27 protein-coding genes are annotated in these 24,486 nt (G+C 47.7%); 11 read left to right on the top strand and 16 right to left on the bottom strand.

What is annotated here, in order from left to right:
• Nucleotide 1: 1 nt before the first annotated feature.
• The 9 genes from VF724_RS11265 to VF724_RS11225 all read right to left on the bottom strand — a co-directional run bounded on the left by VF724_RS11265 (nt 2) and on the right by VF724_RS11225 (nt 8,664).
• Nucleotides 2-889: a methyltransferase domain-containing protein gene (locus VF724_RS11265; protein ID WP_371754357.1), complete on the bottom strand. Its 888-nt coding sequence runs from the start codon at nt 887-889 to the stop codon at nt 2-4.
• A gap of 36 nt (nt 890-925) precedes the next feature.
• The gene (gene pseC, locus VF724_RS11260) at nt 926-2,116 is read right to left on the bottom strand and encodes a UDP-4-amino-4,6-dideoxy-N-acetyl-beta-L-altrosamine transaminase (RefSeq protein ID WP_371754338.1); all 1,191 of its coding nucleotides are present in this window, start codon (nt 2,114-2,116) and stop codon (nt 926-928) included.
• Complete coding sequence (locus VF724_RS11255; protein ID WP_371754337.1) at nt 2,116-3,078, bottom strand: NAD-dependent epimerase/dehydratase family protein; 963 nt, start codon at nt 3,076-3,078, stop codon at nt 2,116-2,118. The genes pseC and VF724_RS11255 overlap by 1 nt, the downstream gene beginning before the upstream one ends.
• Before the next feature lie 25 nt (nt 3,079-3,103).
• Nucleotides 3,104-4,153, bottom strand: a complete 1,050-nt coding sequence (pseI, locus tag VF724_RS11250) for a pseudaminic acid synthase (protein ID WP_371754336.1) — start codon at nt 4,151-4,153, stop codon at nt 3,104-3,106.
• Nucleotides 4,154-4,162: 9 nt separating this feature from the next.
• On the bottom strand, nt 4,163-5,767 hold the full coding sequence (gene pseG / locus VF724_RS11245; RefSeq protein WP_371754335.1) for a UDP-2,4-diacetamido-2,4,6-trideoxy-beta-L-altropyranose hydrolase: 1,605 nt from the start codon (nt 5,765-5,767) through the stop codon (nt 4,163-4,165).
• Between the two features lies 1 nt (nt 5,768).
• Nucleotides 5,769-6,794, bottom strand: a complete 1,026-nt coding sequence (locus VF724_RS11240; protein WP_371754334.1) for a UDP-N-acetylglucosamine 4,6-dehydratase family protein — start codon at nt 6,792-6,794, stop codon at nt 5,769-5,771.
• A 35-nt stretch (nt 6,795-6,829) separates the two neighbouring features.
• Nucleotides 6,830-7,720, bottom strand: coding sequence for an aldo/keto reductase (locus tag VF724_RS11235; RefSeq protein ID WP_371754356.1), 891 nt, complete (start codon nt 7,718-7,720; stop codon nt 6,830-6,832).
• 23 nt (nt 7,721-7,743) lie between these two features.
• The gene (locus VF724_RS11230; protein ID WP_371754355.1) at nt 7,744-8,103 is read right to left on the bottom strand and encodes an S-Ena type endospore appendage; all 360 of its coding nucleotides are present in this window, start codon (nt 8,101-8,103) and stop codon (nt 7,744-7,746) included.
• A gap of 198 nt (nt 8,104-8,301) precedes the next feature.
• A complete protein-coding gene (locus VF724_RS11225; RefSeq protein ID WP_371754333.1) occupies nt 8,302-8,664 on the bottom strand; it encodes an S-Ena type endospore appendage in 363 nt (120 codons plus the stop codon).
• Between the two features lie 170 nt (nt 8,665-8,834).
• Between VF724_RS11225 and VF724_RS11220 the strand changes: the two genes are divergently transcribed.
• The 5 genes from VF724_RS11220 to VF724_RS11200 all read left to right on the top strand — a co-directional run bounded on the left by VF724_RS11220 (nt 8,835) and on the right by VF724_RS11200 (nt 12,835).
• The gene (locus VF724_RS11220; protein ID WP_371754332.1) at nt 8,835-9,719 is read left to right on the top strand and encodes a class I SAM-dependent methyltransferase; all 885 of its coding nucleotides are present in this window, start codon (nt 8,835-8,837) and stop codon (nt 9,717-9,719) included.
• On the top strand, nt 9,709-10,014 hold the full coding sequence (locus tag VF724_RS11215; RefSeq protein WP_371754331.1) for a hypothetical protein: 306 nt from the start codon (nt 9,709-9,711) through the stop codon (nt 10,012-10,014). Before VF724_RS11220 ends, VF724_RS11215 begins: the two co-directional genes overlap by 11 nt.
• On the top strand, nt 10,011-11,927 hold the full coding sequence (locus tag VF724_RS11210) for a motility associated factor glycosyltransferase family protein (protein WP_371754330.1): 1,917 nt from the start codon (nt 10,011-10,013) through the stop codon (nt 11,925-11,927). Before VF724_RS11215 ends, VF724_RS11210 begins: the two co-directional genes overlap by 4 nt.
• Nucleotides 11,928-12,033: 106 nt before the next feature.
• Nucleotides 12,034-12,381, top strand: coding sequence for a hypothetical protein (locus tag VF724_RS11205; protein ID WP_371754329.1), 348 nt, complete (start codon nt 12,034-12,036; stop codon nt 12,379-12,381).
• Nucleotides 12,382-12,499: 118 nt separating this feature from the next.
• Complete coding sequence (locus VF724_RS11200) at nt 12,500-12,835, top strand: S-Ena type endospore appendage (RefSeq protein ID WP_371754328.1); 336 nt, start codon at nt 12,500-12,502, stop codon at nt 12,833-12,835.
• A 96-nt stretch (nt 12,836-12,931) separates the two neighbouring features.
• Here the strand turns inward: VF724_RS11200 and VF724_RS11195 are convergent, their stop codons facing one another.
• Nucleotides 12,932-13,285 carry a hypothetical protein gene (locus VF724_RS11195; RefSeq protein ID WP_371754327.1) on the bottom strand — a complete coding sequence of 118 codons (354 nt, stop codon included), beginning with the start codon at nt 13,283-13,285 and terminating at the stop codon, nt 12,932-12,934.
• Between the two features lie 152 nt (nt 13,286-13,437).
• Here VF724_RS11195 and VF724_RS11190 point away from each other — a divergent pair, with 152 nt between their 5' ends.
• The gene (locus tag VF724_RS11190) at nt 13,438-14,349 is read left to right on the top strand and encodes a hypothetical protein (RefSeq protein WP_371754326.1); all 912 of its coding nucleotides are present in this window, start codon (nt 13,438-13,440) and stop codon (nt 14,347-14,349) included.
• A 33-nt stretch (nt 14,350-14,382) separates the two neighbouring features.
• Here the strand turns inward: VF724_RS11190 and sda are convergent, their stop codons facing one another.
• The 3 genes from sda to VF724_RS11175 all read right to left on the bottom strand — a co-directional run bounded on the left by sda (nt 14,383) and on the right by VF724_RS11175 (nt 15,226).
• Nucleotides 14,383-14,589, bottom strand: coding sequence for a sporulation histidine kinase inhibitor Sda (sda, locus tag VF724_RS11185; RefSeq protein WP_371754325.1), 207 nt, complete (start codon nt 14,587-14,589; stop codon nt 14,383-14,385).
• Nucleotides 14,586-14,807 (bottom strand): hypothetical protein, encoded by a 222-nt coding sequence (locus VF724_RS11180; RefSeq protein ID WP_371754324.1) that lies wholly within the window; start codon nt 14,805-14,807, stop codon nt 14,586-14,588. The genes sda and VF724_RS11180 overlap by 4 nt, the downstream gene beginning before the upstream one ends.
• 251 nt (nt 14,808-15,058) lie before the next feature.
• On the bottom strand, nt 15,059-15,226 hold the full coding sequence (locus VF724_RS11175; RefSeq protein WP_371754323.1) for a hypothetical protein: 168 nt from the start codon (nt 15,224-15,226) through the stop codon (nt 15,059-15,061).
• A 74-nt stretch (nt 15,227-15,300) separates the two neighbouring features.
• Between VF724_RS11175 and VF724_RS11170 the strand changes: the two genes are divergently transcribed.
• The 3 genes from VF724_RS11170 to VF724_RS11160 are packed head-to-tail and all read left to right on the top strand — an operon-like array spanning nt 15,301 to nt 19,228.
• The gene (locus VF724_RS11170) at nt 15,301-17,637 is read left to right on the top strand and encodes a sensor histidine kinase (protein WP_371754322.1); all 2,337 of its coding nucleotides are present in this window, start codon (nt 15,301-15,303) and stop codon (nt 17,635-17,637) included.
• Nucleotides 17,634-18,260 carry a response regulator transcription factor gene (locus tag VF724_RS11165; protein ID WP_371754321.1) on the top strand — a complete coding sequence of 209 codons (627 nt, stop codon included), beginning with the start codon at nt 17,634-17,636 and terminating at the stop codon, nt 18,258-18,260. The genes VF724_RS11170 and VF724_RS11165 overlap by 4 nt, the downstream gene beginning before the upstream one ends.
• Before the next feature lie 29 nt (nt 18,261-18,289).
• Entirely contained in the window at nt 18,290-19,228 is a 939-nt protein-coding gene (locus tag VF724_RS11160; protein WP_371754320.1) for a polyprenyl synthetase family protein, read from the top strand.
• A gap of 250 nt (nt 19,229-19,478) precedes the next feature.
• Here the strand turns inward: VF724_RS11160 and VF724_RS11155 are convergent, their stop codons facing one another.
• On the bottom strand, nt 19,479-19,655 hold the full coding sequence (locus VF724_RS11155; protein ID WP_371754319.1) for a hypothetical protein: 177 nt from the start codon (nt 19,653-19,655) through the stop codon (nt 19,479-19,481).
• A gap of 184 nt (nt 19,656-19,839) precedes the next feature.
• Between VF724_RS11155 and ptsP the strand changes: the two genes are divergently transcribed.
• A complete protein-coding gene (gene ptsP, locus VF724_RS11150; protein ID WP_371754318.1) occupies nt 19,840-21,546 on the top strand; it encodes a phosphoenolpyruvate--protein phosphotransferase in 1,707 nt (568 codons plus the stop codon).
• A gap of 37 nt (nt 21,547-21,583) precedes the next feature.
• Here the strand turns inward: ptsP and VF724_RS11145 are convergent, their stop codons facing one another.
• The gene (locus tag VF724_RS11145; RefSeq protein WP_371754317.1) at nt 21,584-21,808 is read right to left on the bottom strand and encodes a DUF1128 domain-containing protein; all 225 of its coding nucleotides are present in this window, start codon (nt 21,806-21,808) and stop codon (nt 21,584-21,586) included.
• A gap of 30 nt (nt 21,809-21,838) precedes the next feature.
• Complete coding sequence (locus tag VF724_RS11140; protein ID WP_371754316.1) at nt 21,839-22,558, bottom strand: SOS response-associated peptidase; 720 nt, start codon at nt 22,556-22,558, stop codon at nt 21,839-21,841.
• Nucleotides 22,559-22,652: 94 nt separating this feature from the next.
• On the opposite strand from VF724_RS11140, the gene VF724_RS11135 reads away from it, so the two are divergent.
• Nucleotides 22,653-24,485, top strand: a complete 1,833-nt coding sequence (locus VF724_RS11135) for a monovalent cation:proton antiporter family protein (protein WP_371754315.1) — start codon at nt 22,653-22,655, stop codon at nt 24,483-24,485.
• Nucleotide 24,486 lies beyond the last annotated feature (1 nt).

Genomic DNA, 24,486 nt, shown 5'->3' with positions numbered 1-24,486 from the left:
GTTACTGGTTATCCAAAAATTTGGTTGCGACAATCGCATTTTGTTGCAGCAAGCACGGAATATCATCGATGATCGGGTAAGCCAACAAGCTTTCCGGAGAAAAAAGCGCATGATTCCTTCTGATTAAATCCGTTTTGGTTATCGGGCAGCATAACGGCTCCGCGATCGTGCCGTGTTCTTGCTTTTGGATGATCATCAGTCCTGTGGGATTAAGCGGATTGACGGAGATATCGAATAATCGGTGCTCGATGATGTCGTATCCGAGTTCTTTGGCCGTTGCATACAGATTGGTGATATAGCCGTGCTCGATCATTCTGTTTCTGGCTTGCTCGTCTGCAAATTCGTAGGACGGCTCCAATAAAATCAAATATTTGTTCGTAATGCGATACAGTTCCTCCAATGCCGCACGCTCATTCCCTCCATTAGGTTCGATGGAATGATTCGTATAAACGATTTCTATGGAGTTGTTTTTCAACGGAGTGCGGAATAAATCGCCGACGAAGAGCTCTATGTCGCGAGAGTCGATTTCGCTCAGGAATTTCCTTGCGTATTTTATTCTCGACCATGAAATATCGAAACCGTAACACTGCTTGGGGGCGGCTTTAAATTGCTTGAGTGTGGGTCCCAGCGTTGTCGCTTCCCCGACACCGACTTCCAATAATGAAGAAAAATGCCCAAGACTCTGAATAATCTTGGCCAAGCGGCAACCGAATTCGTTTCGAAAAGCGGGATCTTTTTTATAAGCTTCGGTATAAACTCCGGCCTGAAAATCATAGCTGATTGCAATATCCCCGACAGAGTTGCCGCTGCCAGCATCCAAATTTCTTAAGTACTTCAAGATATTACTATTCCGATCGTATAACTCTTTGATTCTGTTCAGGATACTCATCTTGTCCACGATAATCCTCCTGCATGTGTTTATCGCTTATTTCCGAAAAAAACGAACGACTTTTTTCACCGCCTCAACCACCGTTTCCACATCGCTTTTGGTCATTTTCGGAAACAACGGGAGCGTGATCGCTGTCTGATAATACGCCTCGGCTTGCGGACAGAGCCCTCTCCGATATCCGAGTTTTTCATAGTACGGATGCCAATATACCGGGAGATAATGCACATGAACCCCGATGTTTTCCGCACGCAGCGCTTCGAATATTTCTTTTCTTCCGGTTTTGAGTTTCTCCAATTCCAATCGGATGACGTATAAATGCCAGCCCGAACGGATATCATCGGGTTGATAGGGCGGGATAATGCCGTCTATCCCGGAAAATGCTTGTTGGTACAGCTGAGCCCATTGATTGCGCAAGTATAAAAAGCGATCGATCTTTTTGATCTGGCTTACTCCCAAGGCGGCTTGAAAATCCGTCATGCGGTAGTTGTATCCCAAATCGTTCATTTCATAGTACCATGGGCCCTCATACCTGCCCATGCGACTCGGTTCTTTGCTGACCCCGTGCGTTCGGAAACTCTTCAATTTCTCATACCATTCGCGATGATCCGTGACGATCATGCCGCCTTCACCCGTGGTAACCAGCTTCACCGGATGAAAGCTGAACATGGTCATATCCGCCAGGGTCCCGACCTTCCGGCCGCGGTACAGCGCCCCCAACGCATGGGCTGCGTCTTCGATGACCACCAGCTCGTGCTTTTCGGCAAGCTTCATGATCGGATCCAGGTCGGCCGGCTGGCCGGAAAAATCAACCGGGACGATCGCCCTTGTCCGTTCGCTGAGCCGATTCTCTATCCCGCCGGGATCAATATTGTACGTGCGTGGGTCGATATCCGCAAACACCGGTTGCGCTCCGACATAAAGGGCGCAATTCGCACTGGCTGCAAAGGTGTTGGCCGAGGTTAACAACTCGTCCCCATTCTCCAGTCCCGCCGCATGGCAGGCTCCGTGCAAAGCCGCGGTTCCGCTGGAAAAAGCCACGGCGTACCTGGCACCCGTGTAGTCGGCAACCGCCTCCTCGAATTGTTCTACGACGGACCCCTGGGTAATGACGGGGCTTTTTAACGTTTGGACGACCTGCTGCATATCATCCTCATCCAACCAATGATGACCGTATGGGAGAAAGCTGTCCCTGACGGGCTTGCCGCCGAATAAGGCCAATGTGCCCATTAACCTTCACCCGAATCGGATAAGCGCCGCTGATTTTTCAACCATTCTTCAGTGATTTTCAGGCCTTCGGACAAAGCCGTTTTTGGTTTCCAACCTAATAATGCATCCGCTTTTCTGTTATTGCATAGGAGCTTCATGATTTCACTCTGCGGATGAATATGCGGAATATGCCGAATTTGCCGCGTATTCCCCGCAATCATTTCCGCCAAATGATTGATGGTCACATCCCGCCCAACGCCCGCATTCAAGATCTCGCCGTTCACACGGTCCGATTCCGCCGCCAGAATGATAAAATCAGCGCAATCCTCCACATACAAAAAATCTCTGGTTTGCTCCCCATTCCCGTTAATTAATAGGTGTTCGGATGCAAGTTTTCTTTGGATGAAAATTGGAATGACCCCTCCTTCTCCCCCGGATTTCTGAAATGGTCCGTAAGTGTTAAATGGCCTGAGCACGACCACCGGCAATCCATAGGCATAATGATAGGAAAGCACCATATTCTCCCCGGCGAGTTTTGCGCCTGCATAGGGAGATGCGGGTTTCACGGGATGATCTTCGGCGATTCCCCGTTCATCAAAGGAACGGTCATAAACCATGCAAGTGCTCATATATACCATCTTTGTGCGATGTTTGCGGCACTCCTCCAACAGCAGGAAAGTTCCCAGCGCGTCGTTGGCAAAAGTGGTTTCCGGATCATCAATGCTGTCCTGAACATTGATCGAGGCGGCAAGATGGATGCAGATTTCGAAGGAGGCGAAGGGGAGATTGCGAATCAGCTCCCGGTCCTTGATATCCCCGATCATCACTTCTTTTAAATGCGGATGACCTTGAAACTCATGCAAATTTTCAGTTCTTCCGTTGGATAAATTATCAAGAATCCAAACCTCGTGTCCTTTGTTCAATAAAGTTTTAACCGTCCAACGTCCGATAAATCCCGCGCCGCCGGTAATTAGAACATTCATAAGCGATTCCTCTTTTCGCGCCATTTTAAATGAATTCCCAGGTAACGGCCGTTCCTTTCTTCACATCCCGTTTAATCGGTTTGCCCAGCAGCTGGTCATAGTATTTAGGCGGCAAACCGTAACCGGGCCGAATAACCCGCAAGTTGTCCGGAGTAAAAACCTCTCCCGCTTTCATATCACTTGCAACATATAGGGAGCGTCGGAACCGGAGGGAAGCCTTCTCTTTTTCGGTGGGACCGTAATGAACGGTTCCCAAAGCTTGCCACGCTCTTTTGCTTTCCTCCACCAGCGCCGCCATTTCATGGGGTTCCAGGGAAAAGGCGGCATCCACCCCTCCGCAATCGCGGGAAAGGGCAAGATGTTTTTCAATCACCGTCGCACCTATGGCAACACTGGCAATCGCGGCTCCGATGCCGAGGGTATGGTCGGATATTCCGACTTGACATTGAAATAATCCGCTCATATGCGGAATCGTCGCGATATTGCTGTCTTCCGGGGAAGCCGGGTACGAACTGGTGCACTTAAGCAAAATCAAATCGCGACAACCGGATTCCCGCGCGGCTTGAACCGATTCTTCCAGTTCCGCCAAGGTCGCCATGCCCGTAGAGAGGATCATAGGCTTGCCGGTAGCGGCGACCTTTCTAATCAGCGGTATATCCGTATTTTCGAAGGACGCGATTTTATAGAATGGAACATCCAGAGATTCCAAAAACGCCAGCGCGGTTACGTCAAACGGCGTGCTGAATCCGATCAGACCCAGTTCTTTGCAGCGGTCGAAAATGGGTTTGTGCCATTCCCATGGGGTATAAGCCTGCCGATATAATTGATAGAGAGATCTTTCTTTCCAAAGACTATTGGGATCGTCAATATAGAAATCGCCTTGTTGAAGGTCCAATGTCATGGTATTTGCCGTATAAGTTTGCAGCTTCAATGCGTGTGCCCCCGCCTTGGCCGCCGCTTCTACCAGCTCCAGAGCCCGTTCAAGGGATTGGTTGTGATTGCCGGACATTTCCGCGACAATCAGCGGCGGATGATCCCGTCCAATCTTCCTGTCCGCAATTTGAATGGTATCCATCGAAACTCCTTACTCATTGGGAATATGAAAAACACAATGCGCCAGCTGCGCTTTAAAACTCAACCACTTCTCATGTTGCAGCCCGAATAGGAGAACATCTTCGTATTGACCGTTTTTGCGGATATGCTTTGTCAATCGTCCTTCCTGGACAAATCCGAGTTTGCGGTGAAATTTGATGCTGGCCCGGTTAAATGCGAACGCTTCGCCGTACAGTTTCCGGATTCCCATGTTTTCAAAGGCATATTCCACCCCCAAATAGCCCATGATGATTCCAGTTCCTTTCGGCAAATCAGGATCACCCAAATAAAATCCCCATTCGCACTTTTGGTTTCGTCTATCAATATTTGTATAATGAATGACCCCTGCAGGTACCCCTTTGATCTCATAAAGCATGCAGGCAACTGCAGGATCGTTGTTAATTTTTTGAAACCATTCTTTGTGTTCGAACTCGGAAATGATATGATCGGTATACATATTTGCGCGAATACGCTCGGAGTTCCGCCATGTTAAGACTTTTTCCAAATCTTCTTCCGTGATCGGTCTCAGCCGATAATGTTCGCGTTTCAGCACAGGTTTCTCGATGAGGAACTCGACCACCCGGGAGTCTTTGCTTGTTTCCGCATTTTCCATTAAACGGATTGCGCGCTCCGCCATTCTCTTAATATCATTGGGGCTGTTTAACGCTCTATGGATCGTTGAAGCCAGCATGGCGGGATCAACGTTTTCGTGCCAACCCAAATTCCAGATCGCTCCGGATTTGGCGGCGGCGGATGCGGCATCTTTTTGATTTTGGGCGGTCACCACAACGATGGACGGCAATCCGAGAAAACAGCGTTCCCACATTGAAACGCCTCCCGCACCGACAACCAAATCGGCATTCGCCATGAAATAAGCCATGTTTTCTACTTGGCAGTGGAAAGTTGCATGTTGCATTTGCGAACAGATTTTTTTTACCTGCTCCTTATTCGGACTTTCTATACCCACGATGACATCGATGGAAATATCATTTCTTTTCAAAAGTCGAATGGCTTGAAGAACCTTCAACGTTTCGTTTGTCGGGTCACTTCCGCCAAAGCTGATCAAAATGCGGCGAATTTTCCCGTTTCGCTCTTTTAGATCTTTTCGAGCCGCTTTGAATTCCCGACGAAGCAGCGCATACTCCGGACCCAGCAATTTCCGGCACTGATTCGGCAACAGATTTTCATATCGCGCATGCATATCGATATAGAAGTTTTGATCCAATAATAGATCACAGTCATGCGGACGATTTGCCAAATCATCAATAACCATGATTTTTCTGACATAGGGTCTCATCTGTTGTTCCCATTGAGCATCCAAGCCATAGTGATCGACAATCAACCAATCGACCCGCCGCTCTCTAGACAAAATAGATTTCGTCTCTTCGGCATCCGACTGCGGCGCGGCTTGAGTCAGCCGATGCAAACGATAGTCTCTTTTTCGTTCCACATCGTCGCAAAGGTGTTCGGAAGGTTCCCGGCAAATAAAAGAAACTTCAACCCCCTTCGACCGCAGCTCATCGGCCAGCGCAAGGCAGCGCATGAGATGGCCGGTTCCCAGTTGCGCGGAGGCATCCACCCGAAAAACAACCCTCATCTTATGGCTCACCTTGCAGATAACTCTCGATATCCATGGTATGCAGTTGCTCCATGATTATTTTTTTGATCGTCTCTTTAGGAAGCTTTTTGCTTTGTGCTTGACCGGCACGACGATTGAAACGGGGCGGCGGCTTGCTTGGGCGATCATTAGCTCGGGAAATCGTGAACATGTTATCATGTTCCGTCGCTAAATACGTTTCCTCTTCCGACATCAATTCTTCAATCATTTTTTCGCCGCGGCGAAGTCCGATCGTTTCGATTTGTATCTCCCGTTTTTTTATGGAAAATTTTTCCTCTACCAGTTCCAATATCGCTTGAACCAAGTCCCCCAGCCGGACGACAGGCATTTTCAAAACAAATATTTCGCCCCCATGAGCCTTCGTCATTGCTTGAAGCATTAATTGACAAGCTTCGGAGACGGACATCATGAAGCGGTACATATCCGGATGAGTCACCCTTATTTTTTTATCTTGGAGTATTTGTTTTACGAACAAAGGTATGACTGAACCCCGTGAACCGATCACATTCCCGAAACGAACGGTCGTAAATACCGTCGGATTGGATCCTTTATAATTTTCGGCCGCAATGAATAATCTTTCGGCGATTAATTTCGATGCTCCCATCGTATTGGTCGGATTAATCGCTTTGTCGCTGCTGGTCAATAATACTTTGGTTGCGCTATGTTCAAGCGCCGCTTTAATCACATTTTGCGTCCCGATGACATTGGTTTGAATCGCTTCAAACGGATTGTATTCGCAGGCCGGAACCTGCTTGAGTGCAGCCAAATGGAAAATGAAATCAATATCTTTGGCGGCATAAGACAACCTGTCTTTATCCCTGACATCGCCAAGCAAAAATCTCATTTTTTGGGTGGCGCCGAATTCTTGCGCCATTTCAAATTGTTTGTACTCGTCCCTGCTGAAAATTCTTATGGCGGCGGGATTGCGGGAAAGCAGTTGTTTGGCGAGTTCCTTGCCGATGCTGCCAGTGCCTCCGGTTATCAGAATTCTTTTGTTTTGAAACATGGATGCTCACCTTCATTTTGTCGACTCTGCGTTTTTCATGAATGAGTGTCAATTCGCCACTTGGAAGGGTTCAAGATCGTGTCGTCCGATATCGAGAAGCGTTCCGGAACCAATGGCTCCGACGGAAGTCTTGCAAGGTTCGATAATTCCAAGAGCTGAGCGCGATTGTTGACCCCGCACAGAACGGTATCGATTTCCTTGATTCCCATCACAAACTGCAGTGCCGCTTGTTTCGGGGATATTCCGATTCGGCGCATGGAAAGTTGGAAATGTTCAAGATGTTTTTTTACGGGACTGAAATATTCAGGGAGATGTGCGGGATTCATGAGCAGCAGGCCTTGCAGAAACACGGAACGGGCGTGAATTTCGATACCGGACTTTTTGAGCTTGCTCAAGTGGCCGCTGAGCAGCAGGCGCTGATCCAAAATATTGAGCGGCAGTTGAATGATGTCAACAGGATAAAGCTCCAATATGCGGTCAATCTGCGCGCCCGTATAAACGGAAACTCCTATTTTTTCGACGAACCCGCTTTGTTTGAGCCGAACCATGGTTTCCGCCAACAAATGTCCGTTATCTTTCAATAAATCATCCGCTTGATGGATGAGCAGGCCATAAATCGATTTCTGCCTCATTCTCGTTAAAGATTGGTGAAAAGTGTCTACCAGCAGCTTCGCGTCAAAAGGGGCAAGAGTCGGAGAGGAAAATTGCGGCGTTTTTGTGATGATGCTAAAGTTGTGATGAGGCAGGAGGCAATGTCCCAGCGTTTCTTCGCTGCTGCCATAAAGAGCGGCTGTATCAAGGACCCGAATCCCCAGCCGATGGGCGGCTTCCAGAATATCGTACGCCTCTTCCGGAGGCGTTTTACCCTTCTTGTTCGAAACCCCGTAATCCAATCCGAATTGAACGGTCCCGAGACCCAGCTTCATCGAGGCATCCCTCATTTTGCCTGTCAACATCTTACTTTGCGGCGCAAACATAACGTATAAAATCCCCTGCAGTAGCCGCCTGTATCCCCATCGCACTCAATTTTCAAATATTGGATGGAAGGGACATCGATGGAAACCTGCTGCTCCCGTTCGATGATCTGCGTAAAGCTGCGGTTGTCATTCAGCTGGACGACGGCTTTCATTGTGCAAGCGGATTTGTTTTCCACCTGTATGACCGCGGAGGGTCGTTGATCGACAGCTCTGAAATAAACTTTGGGCTCTGAGTCGCAGGCTTGAAATATCCGGCCGCATATTTTTTCAAGCGTTGTTCGGACTCTTCGAAAGCGTTTTTTTTTGAATTTGCAAGGACGGCCGACGTTCACAATGGTCGATTGTTTATTGACCTGGATCACTTTCGTTTTTTGCTTTATGATTTGCCGACTGTTTGTTTTTTTAATCGCTATCCCCCCTCCGGTATAGCCGGTTCACCGATTAATCCTATATATATTCCATCAGCACGGCTATGTTTGGACATCTATCTCGGCAGAAGGTCCAATTTACGGATAAAGGCATCGCGCGCCCTAAAACGCCGGATATCTTGGGGTGATGCAGAGCCTTCCGGAAGCACTTTCCAATGGTGAAACGCCATTTCCGTGTAATGTAATCGTGTCGAATCCGATCACCGTAAAAGCCAAACATTGTCGGTTGGTCAACGTAAAATTCTTTATGACAGTTTCGCCTATCGAGAATGTCATCGTAACCTGGGTCATGCCCGCGGTACTGCTGGATTGCTCGATCGATCCGGAGGCGGAGACGATTTCACTCGACTGATAAATGACCTGAGGAGTCTGGTCATAGATCACCCATCTGCATTCCACGCAATCTTGCACCAGATTTTCATGAATTCCGCAACAAATTCCAGTATTACAGCTTGAGCCGCACATACGATCTCTCCCTCAAAAGTTCCTGCTTATAATGTATCGACTTTGGTCATTGGGTGATAAGACACCCATCCATGGGTTTGTTCATCATTTTTGCAGCTGTAATCCAAATGCCCGATTTTTCTCACCGCAGCCAAAATAAAATGATACGACATGAAGGGAGGGTTGCGCCGATGAAGGGTCAACTGGCAGAACTGCTGGGGCATATACGAAAAGAAGCCGCAGGCTTAAATTCCGTCCTGTGGTCCCAGGAAGAACTCATGGAAACCCAATATAAAGTCTCCCGCTTTCATCAAATCATCAAGGCGATGATGAATCAGATTCCTATTAATTTATATTGGTATCAACAATTCGGATGGAAAAAGTTTGTACCGAATCCGGAAAAGATTGCCGAGCAAGAGAAGAAGGAAGCGATTCACGAAGAGACAAGACGATTGAAGGAGTGGATGGAGGTTGATTTGAGCCTTTTCGGTTTTTACTTATCATTCAAAAAACTTGTGAATCAAGAAACAATTATGCAAAAACTTGGGGCATGTGGCTTCCGTGATCTGAAGCGGACTCATGTACTGGATGTAGGCTGTGGGGACGGTTGGTGGCTGAGCAAGTTTCTGGATTGGGGGGCGATGCCCGAAAGACTAACCGGTACGGAATTTTCGAAATCAATTCTGGACTTGGCCAGGAACTCGTCACCGCCCGGAATGAACTGGCTGGAAACCTATCCCAATGAGCTTCCTGTTGGGGATAACCGGTTTGACATCATTGTGAGCTTCGGTATGCTGATGCATATTTTGGATGAATTCATGCTGCGACAAACCGGCCGGGAAATGCTGAGAGTGCTTTCCGATGATGGAATCATCATTGCTGCCAATCTGCATAAAGACGCAGAAAAGCAATTGGAACCGTTTCTGTCCTATACCACTAAGGGTCTGGGATTGACGGAACTGATGGAAACATTCCCGGATTGTCAGATCGAATTTGAAGAGCTTCCGCAATACGGGATGGCTGTCATCCGCAAACAAAAAACGAAGCGAAAGGAAATTCGTTCAAATGGGACGTAATGCTTTACAGGAACTGGAACAGTTGGACGGGAATATGCTTGAATGCGCTGAAAATTGGAAGCTCGATCAGGATGCCGCCGGTTTGGGGAGCTTTCTGCGCGCATTGGAGGATTTGGAGCATGTGATCGCAATTCATTTGGACGGCTTGGGGGAACGGCAGGAGCGGCTGCTCGCGTATTTGGAAGATCTGTATGGATTTGTCCGGAATAAAGATGTCGTCGCCATCATCGACTGGATCGAGTTTCAAATGCATCCGTTCCTCGTTCAATGGAAGAAAGGATGTGAAGATGAATGACGGAGCTTGCGGCGAACCCGATGAATCGGCAAGAGACATTTATGAAAAATCTGCGGCTGCTCCCGGTTCCGTTGAAGCGGCAAATGCAATCAATCGATTCGGATGACATATGGAAGGTTGTCGATATCGTATCCTCAACGACAGGCTACCCTATCTGTAAAGTCAGAAAAGACGGGGTTCCTGTGCATTTGAACAGTATCGATCCGTTGACCCAGGCGCAGCGTTGGTCCGAGCGGCTGTCGCTCAACAAGATCAGAACATTGTTTATTTACGGATGCGGTTTCGGTTATCCGTTGTTGGAGGTATTCAAGAATCTTCATCAGGACAACGTCATTGCCGTTTTTGAACGCAATATTCATATTTTTGCCGCGATGCTGCATTATTTTGATTTGGAGCCGATGATAAAGACCGGCAGATTTGTGTTCTTTGTCGGCGATTTCGACGATTTTTCCGAAAGTTTTCAGAAGCTCATTTCCACATTGGATTTGGCTTTTTTTACGGCCCCGTCGATTGTGTTTGCGCCAAACTCGCGGATCTACAAAAGCGAATATTTGAAAATTCAGGAGCAGGTTTTCGAGCGGCTGCGGTTACAGCTGTTTAAAATTGGCAACGACCATCAGGATTCACTGCTGGGCTTTCACAACATGGTGGAGAACAGTGAGACGGTGTTGAAAAATCCGTATTTCAGCAGCTTGCAGGATCAATTCAAAAATATTCCGGCATTTATTATAGCAAACGGGCCTTCGTTGGATAAACAGCTTCCCGAATTAAAAAAAATTGCGGGCAAAGGTTTGATCTTATGCTGTGAATCGGCGATTGTTCCATTGATGAAAAACGGCGTCGTACCGGATGCGATCTGTGTGCTGGAGCGGAACTCGAGAGATTATGTGTTCTACTTTGAACAAGCCGAATATCCGCGGAATATGGCTTTGCTTGCGTTTTCGGGAGCCGATCCGAGAATCTTCTCCTCCTTTGCCGGTCCGAAAATCCCCGTTTTTCGTCAGGAACACAGCAGTCAATTTGTCAATCGGCTGATCGGCGATGGAAGCGGGCTTTACGGCGGCACCAGTGTGGCCCATTTTGCCTACGAGGCTGCGGTATTTATGGGAGCGAACCCGATCGTGCTGGTCGGGCAGGATCTTGCCTATGATACCGACGGAACGACCCACAGCAGACAATCGATCTATTCGGAGGAAAGGCTGAAGGATATCGTCGAAAAACTCAAATCCGAGCCTGTGATCTTTGTGGAAAGCAATGACGGCAAACAGATTGCCACAAACAAGATTTGGTATGAATTCAAAATGATCTTCGAGCAGATGATCGCGCAGACTTCACAGGCTGCGGTCATTAATACGACGGAAAGCGGGGCCAAAATCCAAGGAACGGTTTGCATGAAGCTGGCGGATGCGATTGAGCAATACTGCAGGAATCGTCCGCCCTTTAGTCTGGATGCGTTGATTCGCGACAATAAGGCGAATTTGGATTGGACGGCAAGAAAAAATAAATTGCGGGATCTGCAGGCGGAGCTGAAAAAATACATCGCCGTTTACCGTGCACTTGGCAAGCAGGCCGCTCAAAGCATGGCAAGGTGCGAACGGTGGATCTCTTTGTCGGAGCAGGCCGATTTTTCCGCGGTTCGCCAACAGCTTCGTGAAGTCTATGAAAATAATTTCAAAGAAATTTTTCAATTTATGTCTCCCCATTTGCATCCCCAATATTTCCAGACCTTCTTTTTGTACGGTTGCTATCGGATGAACGAGCTTGGATCGCTCAAGACATCGTTTGACATGATTGCAGCCATTCAAATTCAATATGAAGTCTTTGATCATTTCAACAGTGTTTGCCGAAGTTTGGCAAGCAATCTGCAGATTGATTGCGACAAGATCGTTTCTATGGAATTCGCTCTTGAATGAGAAGCCATAAACTATAAATCCACGGATGGCTTGGTCATTTATCGGAGACAACCCAATGGAATTAGAAATACGATAGAGTATCGAAATCGGGGAGGGGGTGAAACAAATGCCGTACGATATCAATAAAGTTGCTCCGACATATTTGCCGTTTGCCAGCAACATCACGTACAGTGTTTCAGGCAGCACGGTGACGAATACGTATGTTTTGACCGCCGGCTTGGGTTCCGCTTTCGGAGCGATTAACGGATATGTGCTGAACAACGATGTTTCCAATACCTCTGCGACGATTTCTTTATTATCCGGAGGAAGAGTATTGACGAGATTTGCTGTTGCTCCCGGTCAATATCGGACCATATTTGTTGTCGGGGCTGATACGATTACCGTTCGTGCCTCAACCGCAAGCTCTGCTGTCACCGGCGAACTAAACCTTGTGATCAACGCAAACCCGATGTAACGCTTCCGACATGCCTTTCCTTACGAAGCCGAACTGCCTCCAACTTGTTTGGGGGTAGTCCATACATATTCGCTTGAAAACAACCATATTTGCTTGTTAAGACGAAGGAGGAAGTTGCATGTCCGGACACAAGGGGTGTTGCTCGACAGCCCTGATTCCGAATCAAATCGATCATCCGTGGATGGCCGTTGATGCATCCATCTTTCCGTATACAGCGGATCAGCTTGCGGCCATAACCGGATATGTGCTTAACAACGGTTCTTCGACAGGTCCGGTGACAGTCAATTTTCTGAGAGGCGGAACGCTGGCTCCGCCGCTTCCGTTCAGTTTGATCGTGAAGCCGGGTGAATACAAATCCTTTACGGTTGTAGGAGTCGACACAATCAAAATTACCCCATCCGACAGCGTCGCAACGGGCGAACTGAATATCAACGTCAATTTTAATCCGCGTTAGTTTTATTGACACACCACAATAAGATGTAAATCGATAGATTGCAAAAAGGGGCTGCTCCTAAGTCATTCAACTATGGAGACAGCCCATATTCATGCGTCATTTGGTCAGACTGTTCACGCATCGCAGGATTCTGCCCGTAATGGTGGCTGCAATAATATTTTCTGCATCCTCCAGGCGGTTTTGCCGGATATACTTTTTGGCCAGCCTGAAATTGTTGGTGGCCATATTCACCAACTGCAGACACTGTTTTTTTGCTGCCGGCGATGGGGGAGTGATTTTTATGGACGAGCTTTTTCTCAGGCGGGCGATTCGAGTATGGAGAGAGCTTTGATTGTATTCCATCGTGTCGATGGCTGCTGCAGGCTTGTTATTGGCAATCAAATTCTTCAGCTTGCGGTTGAGCGCAATGGCTTTGTCCAAATCACTGAGGCATAATGATTTTATTGACATGCTGGATTCTCCTTTTTATCAGATCTGAGATATATTATTCTAAAGAGAGCAGACCAGCTTGTATCAATATCTATATCCGCCAAAAATATTGCTGATATTGAAGTGAGAGAATGTTGAATATGATAAGATGATATTGAAAATGGGGGATGGGTTTGCAGAATTTCCGGGGATACCTGTCGATTATGATCGGGATATTGCTGGCAGGATTGATACCTGCCGCCATTTTTGCAGAGTCGTTGAATTTGACCGCGCTGAAGCCGTATGGGACTTCCGTTTTTTTGGAGCAGAGCGGAATCTATGAAAAAGCGGCGGAACAGGTAAAACGGTCGATTGCAGACAATGCGGAGGCAAACAGCAGTCCCGTTATCCGAAAATATGTGAGGAGCATTATGGAGCGGGCGGTGAACGCAACAGTGACTCCGCAGTGGATCGGTTCGAAATTGGAGCTGGCTCAGACGTCGCTTTGGGATTATTTGCTGGGAAAAACCGAACGCCCGCGGCCTATCCCGATCAAGGAGCTGAAGCTGTCTGTCCGAGCCGCAACAATAGAGGAATTGAATCGCCTCCCCCGGGAGATTTGGCTCATTCCGGGATTGAATAAAGAAAAATTGGCTGGGGAATTGGCAAACGGCATTCCTGAAGAGGTGACTTGGAAGGATATTGCGTCCGATCGGAGTCTCGCAAGCTTCTCAGCAGATTACCGAATGGCAGTCCTTGGATTAAAGGCGGCTTATGTGCTCATTATGCTCATGATCTTGCTTCAAATATGGCTCGCGGGTTCATTGAAGAAGGGCTTGAGGGGAGTCGGACGGACATGGACCGTCTCGGGGGGACTGACGATCCTCTTGGCCGGCTGCCTGTGGAACTGCAGAAGCTTTATCGGGATGCAGCAGTTTCCCGATAACCGATTGAACTATCGGGAGGAACTGCTCAATGCGGTTTCGGCAGCGCTGCATCAGACCTCCATATATTCGGGAGCAATTGGGCTGGCTGTCATGATGCTCGGCATTTTTGCCCTTTTGCTGGGCAGATCCGGCAGCAGGAGGACTTGGCACAGATCTTAAAAAAGTTCATGCCAGAAGGGTTCGTGACAGGGTTCATAATAGCAGGGTTTCGCCATTGGGAACAGCCGGAATTTTCGTATGACGTTGGTTTGTGAGGAGCTTCCTCTTTTCGACTTCCTTTGTGAGAAGCTCGATAAATGCCGGTTCCGTATTCATGGACAGGGCTTTTTGGTAACAGTCGAGCAAGTGTTCATCGGACAAAATTTGCAGCGACTGAATCCGGTAAGGGGCTCCGTTCAAAGATGCTCCATTCCTTTCTTTGTGGATAATACCGCATTTTCTGTAATAGCTTTGAAATTCTGCGCCGCGGAAAGAATCTCTTTCGACAATTTTTTGATCAGCGGGATGGAGTGGTCTTGATCCATCAGCATGCCGATTTCTTTCCTGTGTTGATGCAGAACGGATTGAATCGCCATCGTGAAATACGGTTCGTCATTGAACTGATGCTTGCCGTTCACCCTGCTTCCCACCTTAACAAAGAATTTGATCCTGATAACCTGATCCTATTATTGGAAGATAAAAGTCATTTATTCCTATTCTATCCTGTTATCGCCGACTTTTCTGCGCAAATCTCTTGCGTGGTTGCGCAAAAATAGTTGTGCAAATGCGCAAAAAAAAGATTGTATACTCTGATAATTCAGTATACAATCCCAAGTGAAATGCAAGATATGTGTGCATTCATGATATCAAGCAACAATATCAAACAAGATTACCATTGATCCGTTTTCGGAGTGCCGTTCAATTCATGGTTGCTGGCGGCTTTTAAAACTGCTTGTACTTCGGAAGAAAACAGATTCTCCGAAATGCTGCCGTTTTTCTTGAAGTTTCTGATAGTCTCTTGAAGATCAAAGTTTAAATTAAAAGCAAGTGTATTCATATTCTCACCCCCCAGATTATGTTAGTATATGTATATAATATAATATATATATTCGTTTGACACAAGGAGCCAAAATGAGAAAATATTCGACAGCGGTCATCCTTTCACTATTGATCGGTTTATACGCATGGTTTATATTCGTCGCATTTCAATACCCCTTTCTGGGTGTCGATTTGAAATTGAATGAGCACCATCAATGGGTGGTCAATCGGTTTGATTTTAATTCCCAATTTGAGGGACAACTGCATGTTGGAGACGTAGTCGAAGAAGTGGACGGGAAAGATCCGAATGAATTGGATTATATTGCAAAATGGCAAACGCTGCGTTACTCGGATTATTTCATCATCTCAAGAAACGGTGTGAATTATACTTTCCACAAGTACGGAGCGAACTGGACATTAAACGATCTGCAATTTCTGATCAGTGCGGCGGTCAACCTGTTCATTGCGTGGCTGTTATATGCCAAGTCCAAGCCCTCGTTTTCGGGCAGGCTGTTATCGATCGTATTCCTGGAGGGCAGCAGCGCGTTCATGAGTGTGCTTGCTTCCATTCGGGGGGATATGTGGGGAAGGATTTTCGTCTCCATTTTCGTCATGCTGCTGCCTATCCTGTTCCTGCATTTTCTTGTTGTTTTTTTTAAGGAAAAAGGCAATATAGTGATTCCTTTCATCAATATAAAATCAATCAAAAAAATGTATGTTTTCATTGGACTGTTATCCCTGTTCCTATTCGTTCAAGTGATGATAATCTTGCCGGACAACATTCTTCTTATTCGATATGTGGTGACGATTTTAAGTTTCACGTTCGGGATTTTGTTGAATTTTTTCGCGTTGACCTATGTATCTATCAAATATCGGAAGCCGAAAACGTTTCTGACCATTTTAACGCAATGGGTATGGTTTTCGTTCCTTGTTTCTTTCTTCCCTTTCACAATTCTGTCTCTTCTGCCTCAATTGATTCTGAATGGACATTGGTGGGTGAGTTCGTACTATACCGTATGGTTTATTCTCTTTTTTCCGCTTTCGTTTGCATATTTGATCCTGACCAAGCGGCTGTACGATCTGGACGTGATCCTCCGGCGCGTGTTGTACACGGTTTTGGTTTCTTTATTCCCTTCGCTCCTCATCGTCGGGATTAATATTGTCATTTTTGACCATAAAATTGAGATGAACCGACTCGTTTTGAATGTTCTCATCATCACGATCATCCTGTCTATCCTTTTATACTCCTTGGAATATTATGCGATCAGGCTGCAGAAGCTCTTTTTTCCGCGAAAGCATTATTTGCAGACCTCATTGAAGGATATTTCGCAGAAGCTGCGGTCGACCACGACCTTCCGCGAATTGAAGGATCTCATTCTGACGGATATCGTGAATACGCTGCAGGTGTTCGGAGGCGCGATTGTGATCGACCGGGGCGGGGACATCGAGATTATCAGCGAAGGGATGATTGACGAAAGGGAAGCTCGAAGGCTGGTGCACAGCGGATCGGGAGAGTTCACCGCTTATTCGCTGATTGAGATCAACCGGAATGAAGAATATATCAGCTATCTGGTGATGACGGAAAAGAAAACCAATACGAAGCTGGGACTCGAGGACAACCAGTGGCTGAACATCATCATATCGTATTTGGCGGTCAGTCTGGAGAACATTTATTTGATCCGCAAGCTGACGCTGAAGCTGCATCAGCTTGCGGCGGAAATTCCGAATGAACAGGGGGGAGAAGCCTTTATCTGGTTCCGGAAATCGATGTTCGAGCTTCAGGAAAAGGAACGCTTCCGGATTGCCACCGATTTGCATGACACCACCATGCAGGATATCCTGTTTGTCAAACGCCGGATTGAACCGTTTCTGCAGCAGTTCGTTCCGGACTCCAATGAATATCGGCAAACCTTAACCGTCCTTCGTCATTTGGAATTGATCAATGAAAATTTGCGGCAGAGCTGCTTCGAGCTGCATCCGTATTTGCTGCAAAGAGCAGGGCTGATCCAGACGGTTCGGAAGATGATTGAATTGGAAGAAGGCATGAATGACTTTGAAGTGGAGTTTGTGGCGAATGATGCGGCGGACATCGAGAAGATGGATATGGAAGCAAAAACGCAAGTTTTCAGAATGATTCAGGAATTGCTCAACAATGCCAAAAAGCATGCCAGAGCATCGCGGGTTTCGATTCAAGTAGGGATCAATCATGGTTGGCTGTATGTCAAATATGAAGATGACGGGATAGGATTCGATATGCACGCTTTGGCAAAAACGGACAAGCTTTCCTCTGCATTAAATTCAGGTCTCGGACTTGAACAGATGAAAAGCCGCATCCTCCATCTGAACGGAAATTGGAAGCTGGATTCCACACAGGGCGAGGGCGTGAAAATGCACATTACGATACCTGTAAAGGAAGGAAAGACGGCATGAACCGTAAAATTCGAATTTTAATCATTGAAGATCACCCGTTAATGGCGAATGCCACGAAGGATCAACTGGCAAAAATCGAATTCGTGGAAGTTGTCGGCTTGGCCTATGACGCTTGGGCGGGCTTGAAGCTTGTGGAGGATCTAACGCCGGACATGGTTTTTCTCGATTTTAACCTGCCGGACTTGTTTGGCGATGAGGTCGCAAGGCGAATTAAAGCCAAACATCCTCATATGCATATCATTATCTTTTCGGGAATCGACCTGACGGATCTCTATAATTGTTTTATTGAAATCCAGGTCAGCGGCATCATTTCCAAAGAGTCCATGGGGGAAGTGCTCGTTGACATGATCAACAGCATCATGAAGGGGCAAACCATCGTCCCGCTGTCCGTTTTTCATCAGCTTCGGCTTTCCGGACACGCCGCTCCCCGAGAGGTATTGAGCGAAGACGAGCACAATCTGATGGAGATGGTTATCAAAGGGTATACCAATGAGCAAATCGCTCTGGAAATTCATATGAGCAAGCGCTCGGTCGATAATTATTTGAAGAAAATTTATCAAAAGCTGGGTGTTAAATTACGGACGCAGGCGATTTCAAATTACCTCGAAAACCATCAAAGATAAACAAAGCTTTGAAAAGGAGCTGCTGGCCTATGCGCGATACCGTCGTCGAGCAGATGCGGGATATCGTCGATCGTTATATGCATCATCCGAAATTGAATGAGCTTGTCCTCGAATGCGTTCAGGAGAAGATCGGGGAACAGAAGGTTTGGTCGGAGCATGTGCTGAACTGCCATTTCTTTTTGGGCGGAAGCTCGCCTTACATAGAACGGCTGGCGGCGAATCTGGAATTGATCGTATTGGCGGGGGATATTCTGGATGACCTTCAGGATCAGGACCATCAGCAAAAGGTGTGGCTGCAAGCGCCCCCCGCTTTGGCATTAAACGCTGCAGTGGCTATGCTGACGGCGGCGTTCGGGGATATCAGCACGCTTTCAGCCCAGCATTCGGAATTGGCGGAAAATCGCGTCGTTGAACAGGTAAGCAGGCTGCTTGCCTTGTCTCTTAACGGACAGCACGGGGATTTATGCAACGATATGGAAAGCGAGCAAGGATACTTGTCCATGGCTGCGGAAAAGTCGGGATCATTGATCCGTCTCGCGTTCATGCTGGGATACGCGCCTTTGCGGCAGCCGGATCGCACAACGATTGAGCGGTTGGATCAAATCGCCGTGAATATCGGAGTCATGGCGCAGCTGGAAAACGACCTGCGGGATGTGCTCAGCTTCGATGAAAAAAACGATTTGCTGGGCAGAAAGCGCACGCTGCCCATTCAGTATTTGCTTCGGTACAGCGAGGAGGATTTGCCTCTGTTCAAACAGTATTTCGAGGGGGCGGCCACGAGGGAAACGTTTCTGGAATCGAGGACGGAGACTCTGGAGTTTGTCCGTCAATCCGGCTGCGTGGAATATACGAGAGCGGTCCAAATGCTGCTGTTTAACGAGACAGAGGAACTGTTCATGTCGATCCCAGGAGATCCTCATTGGAAAAGCAAATTCAGGGAGGACGCGTTTGCCCGTTTCGGCCGATAAACAACCGCCTGCATGACATTGTCATGGGCGGTTGATAAATTGATGAATTGATTTATGAATTTAAGAAGTTGTTTGCTGGCGAACAACTATCTCCTGTCTTTTGACTTGATTTTTTCTTTTTTTCGCTTCTTCAAGTCTTTGGCCAATTCAGGACGGGGACTTCGATTTTTTTTTCGCTCGTTGAGAAATGGATAATGGGCATTGTTTCGCCTCCCTCGAATGAAACGCTTTCAAATCATGATTATGAATTTTATTGCTTGCCCTTCAACACCTTCTCCAAGTCCTGATAAATCATTCTTGCCGCTTTTTCCGTAACCACAATATCGATATTCTGCAAATCTTCATCCTTGGCGTCGATCGAAAAGGCGCGTCCGAATTTGGAGTAAACCGTAATTTTCACATTTTTACCTTCTAATGGACTGTTCATGTTTAACAACCTCCAGAAATATTTTTTGAACTTATGGCATATTGTACACCAAAAATCATTAAGCTTGCAGTGATAAAAATCACAGGGATGATCTGCTTGACAAATGACAATCTTCCCAATAAGGGTTATAATGATTAAATCGAATGGGAATCTTCGTCGAACACTAGGAATCGAGGGTTGCGCCGTGAAGGGAATCGTTGCTTCTGAAGGATTGGCTGTCGGTCGAATTTTCCGTGTTGAAGAAGCTCAGGTTGTCAAGCCGTTTTTTACCACAGAAGAGCATGAATTGACTCGTCTCCGGAACGCCGCGCTACTGTCAATCGATCAGTTGACGCAAATCCGGAATCATGTGATGGATCATTTGGGAAAAGAGGAAGCCTTGGTCTTTTCGGCGCATATCGAAATTCTCAAGGATCCGGTCATGATGGAAGAAATCTGCCAGCTGATTCGCAAAGATGTGGTTGCCGAAGAAGCGGTGGATGAGATTATAAGAAACTACGTTGAGCTGTTTCTGTCCATGGAAGATGAATATATGAGGCTGCGTTCCTCGGATATTCGCGATGTGGGCAAAAGAATGCTGAACAACCTTCAAAATTTCGGAAAAAATCTGTTTTCCGGGATGGAACCCAACTCCATTGTGGTCGCCCATGATTTGTCTCCTTCGGAAACCGCCCAGCTGCCCTTGGATAAGACAGTCGGGTTTATTACGGAAATCGGCGGCAGGACAAGTCACACCTCGATATTTGCGAGAAATTTGGGCATTCCTGCGTTGGTCGGGGTAAACGGAGCGATGAAGCTTCCGAACAACACGCTGATGTTCCTGAATGCTATCGAGGGGGAAGTCGTTCGGATTCTACCGGGAGAATTGGACTTTTACCTGACGAGAATTCGCGAGCATGAGAAAAAAAACCGGGAGCTTGAGGATACCAAGTTTTTGCCGGCCGTGACGACCGATAATCATCGTGTCGAGGTCGCGGCCAATATCGGCAGTCCGCGCGAGGCGGAAATTGCGGTTCGGTCGGGAGCGGAGGGGGTCGGGCTGTTCCGGACGGAATTTTTGTTCATGGAACGTACCGGCTTTCCCGACGAGGCTGAGCAGTTCGAGGTATATTCGGAGGTTGCCCGATCAATGGGAGAGCGGCCGGTCATCGTTCGGCTGCTGGATATCGGCGTGGATAAACGGCTGTCCTATTACAAGATGCCGGATGAGATGAATCCTTTGCTTGGCAAGCGGGCCATGCGCCTGCTTCTGGAGCACCATGAGATCCTGGAAACTCAGCTGAAGGCGATTCTGCGGACGTCGCTGACCGGCAACGTGAAAGTGATGCTGCCGATGATCGCCACGGTTGAGGAGATCCGCGCCGCCAGAAATATTATAGATGGAATCATTGCCGAAATGAAAAACGAGGGTGCCGCCGAGGAACTGCAAATCGAGATCGGGATTACGGTGGAGGTGCCTTCTGTCGCAATCAGCCCGGATCTGTTTGTGGACGAGGTCGATTTCTTTAGTATCGGTAGCAACGATTTGATTCAATACACGTTTGCCGCAGACCGGATGAATCAGGATGTGTCCTATTTGTACCAGCCGTGTCATCCAAGCATCCTGAGAATGGTCAAGAACGTGATCGACATAGCTCACGACAAGGGGAAATGGGCGGGAGTGTGCGGCGAAATGGCCGGCGATCCCGTTACCGCTCCGCTGCTTCTCGGGATGGGGTTGGACGAATTCAGCATGAGCATCGCATCGATCCCGCGGATCAAGTATTTGATCCGGCATTTATCCTTAAAGGAATGCAGGGAACTCGTCGAGGAAAGCTTCCGTCTGAAAACTCACGCGGAAGTCGATGCCTTGGTTCGAAACTTTTTGCAGCAAAAAAAAATCGCTCTCTGAGCCTGTGGTTTCCACCGTCCGCTGCAAATCGGGCGGCTTATATTTTTCTCAGCCTTCCAAGCTCCGAAGCGATCGCTTCGACTTCGGAAATGCTGAAATTATCTTTTTCCATCACCACTTCAAAGATATCTTTGATATCCTCATAGAGTTCGACATCAAAGTGTTCAGGCCTGATGGCGCTGACGGAAACAACCTTCAGCTTCTTCTTGATTTGCTCGATCATAAATGCCATGTTTTCCTCGTTTTTTTTCGTTAAATCCATAATAGGTATCATTCCTTTTTGGGTTGAATATTAAGTTCCAAACGGCATGATGCATTCCGGTGAGTCGTTCTTGACGTTTCCGACCGCTGGGGATACCGGATAGGCGAACATTTCGTTCTCCGGATACGGCTGCAGCAAACCGTTCAAACGTGACGCTTCCCGGATTTCGCGATTTAACCACAACTCAATGTCTCCGGCACGTAAAATAACCGGCATGCGGTCGTGGATTTCTCCCACCAGCGCATTGGCAGAGGTGGTGATGATGGCGCAGGAATGAATTTTCCGGCCGTCCGGGGACATCCAGGCATCATAGAGCCCGGCCATCGCGAAGGCCCCTTTATGCTTCATCATGATGCGCATCGGCTGTTTCCCGTTTTCCGTATTCTTCCATTCGTAAAAGCCGTCCGCAGGGATGACGCAGCGTCTGCGAAGGTAGGACTCGCGGAAAGACGGTTTTTCTTCCAGCGTTTCCGCCTTGGCGTTGATCAACTGATAGCCGATCTTCTCGTCTTTGGACCAGGACGGAATCAATCCCCATCTCAATTGCCCCATCCGTTTATTCCCTTGATGGCCGATAACTGTTGCGATCATCTGGCCGGGCGCAGCATTATATCTCGGGTGATACTCAAAAGTCAGCTGCTCGATTCCAAACAGATCGATTAATTCCTCAATCGAGACGGTCAGTGTGAAGCGTCCGCACATGCCGGATATCCTCCAGTCCGGTACGATTGCCGCCGCAGCGTTAGTCAAATGATATCACGAACCGCTGAAATTGTTCAACGTCATGCCGCATAGTATAATCGAAAGCATGCTGGGAAAATCTGTATAAAATGGAGGGGTGCAGATGCAAAATACCACGGAATCCCTTATGTCTTTGATGATCGTGGTATCCTTGTCGTTCCTAGTGCCGATTATCCTATACAAATTCCGCATAAAGATGATCCCCGTGGTCGTGGCGGAAATCATCGTCGGCCTGATCATCGGCAAAAGCGGATTGAATTTGGTCGGGGAAGATAAATGGCTGGAGTACATATCGCTGTTCGGATTGATTTTTCTCATGTTTCTCAGCGGCCTGGAAATCGATTTCAGCGCATTTTCCAGAAAGAAAAGCAGCAGCGCCTCACAAACGAATCCTCTGCTGACATCGAGCCTTATTTTTCTTGGCATACTGATCATTTCCTATCTGCTTTCGCTCAGTCTTGTGGCGATGGGTTTGGCGAGCCGTCCGTTCCTCATGACCCTGATCATTTCTACCGTATCGTTGGGAATCGTTGTGCCGGTGCTGAAGGAAAAGAAATGGATTGAGACGGAACTGGGGCAGGCAGTGCTGCTGGTAACGGTGCTGGCGGATTTCTTTACGATGGTTATGCTGGCCGTCTATATCGGCTTTGAGTCGAAAAATACTTCGAAAATGATCACCTTGCTGCTGTTTTTTGCGGTCGTGTCCGTCTCCTATTTTTTCATCAAACGCTTTGCTTCCGGAAAAACCTTTTTGGGCTTGGCCCAAAGCACTTCGCAGATCGCCACCCGGGCCACCTTTACATTGATTTTGCTATTTGTGGTGCTTTCCGATTCCATGGGAGCGGACAGCATACTCGGTGCGTTTCTGGCCGGGGTGATCGTTGCGTTGCTTTCGCCCAAAAAAGAGTTTGTGCATCAGTTGGATTCTTTCGGATACGGCTTTCTGATCCCGATCTTTTTTGTCATGGTCGGTGTGAAAATGGAGGTTTGGCCGCTGTTTACCGATTTTAGATTGCTGCTGCTCATTCCGCTGCTGTTAATCTATATATTCATTTCCAAAATGATTCCCGCGCTGATCTTGAAGCGCTGGTTTTCGTGGAGGCAGGTGATCGGTTCCGGGGTCATTTTGTCGACGACGCTCAGTCTGGTAATTGCCGCTTCCACGATTGCCCTCAATATGGGCATGATCAGCGAACAGCTCCATGGCGCCTTGATTCTCGTAGCCGTACTGAGCAGTTTGATTTTCCCGGTTACGTTCAGCCGGCTGTTCCCCGAGGCGGAATCCCGCAAGCAGGTGGTCTCGATTGTAGGAGCCAATCATATCTCCCTGCCCGTTGCGCGGGATTTGCAGAAGGAAGGCTACATCGTTCATATCTATACGTCCAATCTGTCTGGGGAATTGCAGAATGCCAGCCTTGACCATGAAAAAGGCTATACAATCCATTATGTGGATCGACTGCAGCCTGATATTCTGCAAAATGAGGAAGCATTCAATGCGGATGCCGCTGTTTTCGTCTCAATAGAGGATGAGGTGAATGTGCGTTTGGCCCGGCACGCGGTTGAGTCGGGCTTGAAGCGAATCGTGGTTCGGGTGGAAACTCCGGAGATGCATGAACATTTGCAGACAGAAGGCTTCACCGTCTTTTCCACCCTGTTTGCATCCCGAACGCTGTTGAAGGCGTTGATTGAAAATCCGAGCGCGGTCCGGTTGATCACGCAAGATGACTCGATCCGTGAAATCACGGTGGACAATCCGCGCTACCACGAAACGCTGCTGCGGCAGCTTCCGTTTCTCGGCGATGTGCTGATTCTGCGGATTTACCGCGGCGAATCGTTCATCGTCCCTCACGGAAATACAAATATCCGAATGGGAGATCGCTTGTTGGTCAGCGGCAATCCCGAGCATATTGCGGCATTGAAGCGAACTTTGGAATAGG

The organism is Ferviditalea candida, from assembly GCF_035282765.1.
GTDB classification, from domain to species: Bacteria; Bacillota; Bacilli; order Paenibacillales; family KCTC-25726; genus Ferviditalea; species Ferviditalea candida.
Note: the sequence above shows the minus strand (reverse complement) of the source record. Positions and strands in the feature narration are given on the sequence as shown.